The organism is uncultured Anaerovibrio sp. (genome assembly GCF_947302755.1).
In the GTDB taxonomy this organism is placed as follows: Bacteria; Bacillota; Negativicutes; order Selenomonadales; family Selenomonadaceae; genus Anaerovibrio.
In genome coordinates this window covers 1-5,150 of record NZ_CAMYWM010000153.1, presented here as the reverse complement: position 1 = coordinate 5,150, position 5,150 = coordinate 1, and the positions used below count along the sequence as shown (strand labels likewise).

Here is a 5,150-nt window from a genome sequence, read left to right as displayed (position 1 = left end):
TCAAGCCTTTTCTTTTTATGCAGTCGATCTTTTGAACCCTGCCTGTTTTTTCACATCATGCCTGCAAAAAGCTTATCGAAAGCGCCGAGCATTGCAGCAACGGCAGCAATGGCGAGAAGTCCGCCGAGGATCATCATCCTTATACCGATCTTTCTGTATTTCGGCAGGGCCGATCTGGTAATATCCTGCTCTTCTTCAAGATCAAATGCAGCCGGATTTTCAGGATCGTAGCGGATGCTCACCATCCTTCCCTGTGCTCCGGGAATAGACTTAAGATCATGATAGTTGAACTCGGAAGCGGAAGAAATGTGCTGCCCATCGGCTGTATCATATTAGTATACGCCATAATTCTAACAAATGTCTAAAGGGAGCTGAATAGAATTTTATGCTTTTATTTATGGCCAGTTTATTTTTTGTTTAGATTTTACCATTATACTGCAAGTGTATCCAATGAGGACAGCAAAATAAATGAGATACAACCAACAAGGTGATATGAGGAGGAATTTTTTTATGAAGAGCAATATTTTTTCCGGCAGCCGGATGAAGAAGCTGGGGGTGGCTTTGGTGGCCGGGGCAGTGGCCTTTGGCGGATTGGGCTGGTATGGTCAGTCACAGAACAATGTGGGCTTCTTTAATGTGGCTCAGACCGAGGCGGCCGCCCTTCAGACCAGAGGGGCAGATAAGGACCATAGCCGGCATGAAATGGGTCCCGGCAAGGAGTCAGACCGTCAGCTTAGAGGGAGAGGCCATGGGTATGATGGACATCGGGGACCATATTGTGATGGCAATGGCCCCCGCCGGGATGGCAATGGCCCATACTGTGATGGCAATGGCCCCCATCATGATGGCAATGGCCCGCACTGCTATGATCGATGGGATAATGATGATGAATGATAATAAATGATAGTGATGGTCGGTGATGGGGCCACGCTTTTGCGAATTATCGCAGTACAGATTGGCAGGGATAAAGTGGATGGCGGGAGCAGCAATCTGTAGCGTCGGTCATGTACCTAAAGCTATTTTTTCGTATATATAGTGCAAAAAATCATAACTCGTATCGCCGGTTTAGAAATTCTTTGCGATACTCAAACAGATGATTTTTTCCACTAATATTATGGTACGAAAAAAGGAGCTTTTTGACGGTGCATGACCTAATTGCTACAGCCAGCAGCTCCCGCCTTTCCTGTAATTATCTGAAATGTGAAAGCAGCAATCTGTAGCGTCGGTCATGCGTCTAACAATTTTTAATAAATAATTTTTCAAACACTTGTTTTTCTTCCTGCATTTCTTTAAAATATATATAGCACTTCACAGTTTTGGCAGGTGGGAAATTTAAATGAATGTTAATGATACACGGTATAATTTTTTAAATGAAAAGCAGCTGGAGGCAGTCAATGAGCTGGAGAACAATATTTTGTTGATTGCCTCCGCCGGCACGGGCAAGACCAATACCTTGGCCTACAGAATAGCGCACATCGTGGAAGAACAGCGGGCTGAGGCCAGCCAAATCGCTTGTCTGACCTTTACCAACAAGGCCTGCAGCGAAATGAAAAACCGGGTCATGGAGGTGGTGGGGGCCCCGGCCAAGGAGGTTACCATCAAGACCTTTCATGGCTTTTGCTATGAGCTTATCCGTCAGGAGGTAAAGCACCGGGATATTGGCATTGCGGCGGATTCCATTATTTTCGATGAGGAGGATTGTCTGGAAATTATCAAAAATACTCCAGAGCTGATGACCATGGCGGCCCAGCCGGGCTGGGCCGGGGCTATACAGCGGATAATTGCCCTGGTCAAGGAATATCGGGGGGAATACAATTATTTCAGCGATGATGGAGCCCAGGACTATCAGCGGGTTATTCAGCGGCTGCTGGTGGAAAAGGGCCAGCGCTTTTCTGATGCCAGCCGGATAAATTGGCAGGCCTGTACGGAGCTTATTATGGAGTTTCAGGCCAGAGGAGGACAATTGACCGAAGCCTATGATAATGCCCTGCGGCTGGCTCATGCCCTGGATTTTTGCGACCTTATCAATATGGCCTACAGGCTGTTGAAAATTCCTGAGGTACGGCAGGGGTGGAGCAGCTGCTATAAATATTGGTGCATTGATGAGGTGCAGGACACCAGCCGTCTGGAATACAGCGTGCTGGATTGTTTGTTTGGCCAAAATAATATTATAATGTGTGGGGATTTTTTCCAGACTATTTATGAATGGCGGGGGTCACAGCCGGAGCTGATTTTTGATCGGTTTTTCGGCGATTATCAGCCCCGTCTTATTGTGTTTAATAAGAATTATCGCTCTACCCGGGTATTGCTGAACAGCTCCTATGCTTATCTGAAAAAGCGGTTTCCGGACCGGGTGGCCAACTTTTTCCCTGATGACGCCCTGGCCATGAGTGATAGGGAGGGGGATAAAATTCTTCATGCCACCTTCCGGGATACCTATATAGAGGCAGATTGGATTTACAATACCCTCCAGCGCCTGCAGCCCCCTGATTTATCCCGGGTATGTATTCTCACCAGGTCCAATGCCTACAATAAAAAGCTGTCCGCCTCCTTCAGTAAAATTTGGGATACCCGATATCGCAATCAGATGGCCCGGCAGGGGAGATTTACAGATTTTCCCCTGGAATTTATGCTGGTGGATGAATTTCATTTTTTCCGGCGGCAGGAAATCAAGGATGTGCTGGCGGTATTTAATATTTTGGTTAATGAATGGGACGATACCAGTATTTGCCGGGTGGCCAGGGAATATGCCAAGGGCATAGGGCCCCGGACCATTGACCGCCTGCAGTCAGAGGAGGCAGCGGCCCTGGGAATACGGCCCAGTGATATGCTCCATCCCTCTACCATAAAATATGACGAGCCCTTTGAATTGCTGCGGCGGGAGCTGGAAAAGGGCAATGTGGTGGTCTTTGATGTGGAATCCACCGGCCTGGATACTTCCCGGGATGAAATAATTCAGATAGCAGCCATACGGATTGATAAACGGGGGACGGTGCTGGACAAAATGAATTTGTTTTTGCGGGCCGCTAAATCCGTGGGCCAGTCCGTGCATACCCATCATATTACGGATGAGCAGCTGCAGCGGCAGGGGGTGGAGCCTAAGGAGGGGCTTCAGGCCTTTTTGGATTTTGCCCGGGGCAGCGTTATTGTGGGACACAATGTGGGCTATGACCTGACTATTTTGTCCAGTCAGCTTAAGCGGCTGGGGCTGGACAGTCTCAGCTGCCTGGCCCATTATGATACCCTGGATATTTTCCGTCGGTTTTATCCCAAGCTGACCAATCACAAGCTGTCTACAGTGGGGGAATTCGTCCAGGTAAGCCATGTGTCCACCCATGATGCCTTTGATGATATTTCCGCCACCAGTGAGTGTCTTATTTATGCAGTCAACAATAATATTGTGCCGGGGATAGATGAACGGCGGCGGTTTTTCAGCAAGTACAGCAAGGTCTTTGTGCCCTTTGGGGCCCAGATAGGGGAATACAGGGCAGCCATGGAGTCTATGCGGCCCCATGAGCTGATGAATACGATTATTCATGATATGAAGATTTTGGACCGATATAAGGAGGAGGATGAGCGCAATAACAAGGTCAACAAATCCACCAGCAAGGTGGAAAATCTGCGCCAGCTGTACCGGTTTATGCGGGAACGGGATGATGCTGCCATGTCCTGTCTGGACGGTATAAAGAATTTGCTAAATCTTACCTCCCTGTCCAATACGGAGTTTGACCTTATGCTGGCCTCCCATCCGAAAATTCCCATTATCACCGTACATCAGGCCAAGGGCCTGGAATTTGACCAGGTATTTTTTGCAGGACTGCAGGAGGGGGTATTTCCCAGCAAGTTCTCCATTGACGCCAATTATTTTGAGGAGGAGGCCCGCCTGTTTTACGTGGGCATCACCCGGGCCCGGCAGCAGCTGTTCCTGACCTCCGCCCTGGAGCGCAGTAAAAATGCCAATCCCTGCCGGTTTATTTATTCTATACCACGGGAAAATATAGAGGATATACGATGATTTTTGTGGTACATTTTATAACGCCATTGTTCAAATTTTTCTTCTTTAGAAGAAAAATCTTCCAATTAGCGTTTCAACGAGCTGGGAGATATGCTCGCCAGCTGTTGTAGTTTGTTTTCCCCCACCTAAAGAGGTGGGGGACATCTTAAAGCTCGTTATATATAGTGAATATTGTTTGCTCCCATTTTATACAAAAAACTGGAAATTTGTTTGACAATTTGCCTAGTATTTAAAATATTAATATGCTATAATACAAAATAAGATAAATTAAAAGAGAGGGAGGTATTTTTTATGCCATTAGTTGATACCAAGGAGATGTTTGATAAGGCCTATGCCGGAGGGTATGCCATTGGTGCATTCAATGTAAACAATATGGAGATTGTTCAGGGAATTGTGGCCGCTGCCGAGGAGACCAAGTCCCCGGTTATTTTGCAGGCCTCTGCCGGTGCCAGAAAGTATGCCGGTCCTGAGTACCTCTTCGGTTTGGTACAGTCTGCCCTTAAGGTCAGCGATGTACCTATTGCCTTACATCTGGACCATGGTGCTGATTTTGAGACCTGTAAGTCCTGTATTGATGGTGGTTTTACTTCTGTTATGATTGATGGCTCTGCCCATTCCTTTGAGGCCAACATCGCCATTACCAAGGAGGTAGTGGAGTATGCCCATGCCCATGGGGTAGTGGTAGAGGGTGAGCTCGGTCAGCTGGAGGGTATTGAGGACGATGTAAATGTGGCCCAGACCGTTTATACCAATCCGGATGATGTGGAGGAATTTGTGTCCCGTACCGGTGTAGACTCCCTGGCTATTGCCATTGGTACCAGCCATGGTGCCTTTAAGTTCAGACCGGAGCAGTGCACTAGAAATGCCGAGGGCGTTTTGGTACCACCAGATCTCCGCTTTGATATTTTGGACGAAATCACCAAGCGTCTGCCAAACTTCCCTATCGTACTTCACGGTGCTTCCTCTGTTGTACCAAAGTATGTAGAGATTATTAATCATTATGGCGGTAACCTGAAGGATGCCATTGGTATTCCTGAGGACCAGCTGCGCAAGGCAGCCCGCAGTGCTGTTTGCAAGATTAACATTGATTCCGATATGCGTCTGGCCCTGACTGCCGGTATTCGTGAGCACATGG

At 47.7% G+C, this 5,150-nt stretch carries 4 protein-coding genes; 3 read left to right on the top strand and 1 reads right to left on the bottom strand.

All coding sequences use genetic code 11. The annotated features are described in order from the left end of the window. Positions 1-50 precede the first annotated feature (50 nt). Positions 51-245: a hypothetical protein gene (locus Q0Y54_RS11535; protein ID WP_297968053.1), complete on the bottom strand. Its 195-nt coding sequence runs from the start codon at positions 243-245 to the stop codon at positions 51-53. Between the two features lie 265 nt (positions 246-510). Between Q0Y54_RS11535 and Q0Y54_RS11530 the strand changes: the two genes are divergently transcribed. The 3 genes from Q0Y54_RS11530 to Q0Y54_RS11520 form a co-directional block, all read left to right on the top strand. Continuing rightward, complete coding sequence (locus Q0Y54_RS11530; protein WP_297968050.1) at positions 511-894, top strand: hypothetical protein; 384 nt, start codon at positions 511-513, stop codon at positions 892-894. Between the two features lie 442 nt (positions 895-1,336). Beyond that, positions 1,337-4,015, top strand: a complete 2,679-nt coding sequence (locus tag Q0Y54_RS11525) for a 3'-5' exonuclease (RefSeq protein WP_297968047.1) — start codon at positions 1,337-1,339, stop codon at positions 4,013-4,015. 291 nt (positions 4,016-4,306) lie between these two features. Continuing rightward, a partial coding sequence (locus tag Q0Y54_RS11520; RefSeq protein WP_297968044.1) for a ketose-bisphosphate aldolase occupies positions 4,307-5,150 on the top strand: 844 nt, incomplete at its 3' end.

Bases quoted from the DNA above. Each gene is read 5' to 3' on its own strand.
- Q0Y54_RS11530 (WP_297968050.1), top strand. From the start codon at position 511: ATGAAGAGCAATATTTTTTCCGGCAGCCGGATGAAGAAGCTGGGGGTG.
- Q0Y54_RS11535 (WP_297968053.1), bottom strand. From the start codon at position 245: ATGGTGAGCATCCGCTACGATCCTGAAAATCCGGCTGCATTTGATCTT.
- Q0Y54_RS11525 (WP_297968047.1), top strand. From the start codon at position 1,337: ATGAATGTTAATGATACACGGTATAATTTTTTAAATGAAAAGCAGCTG.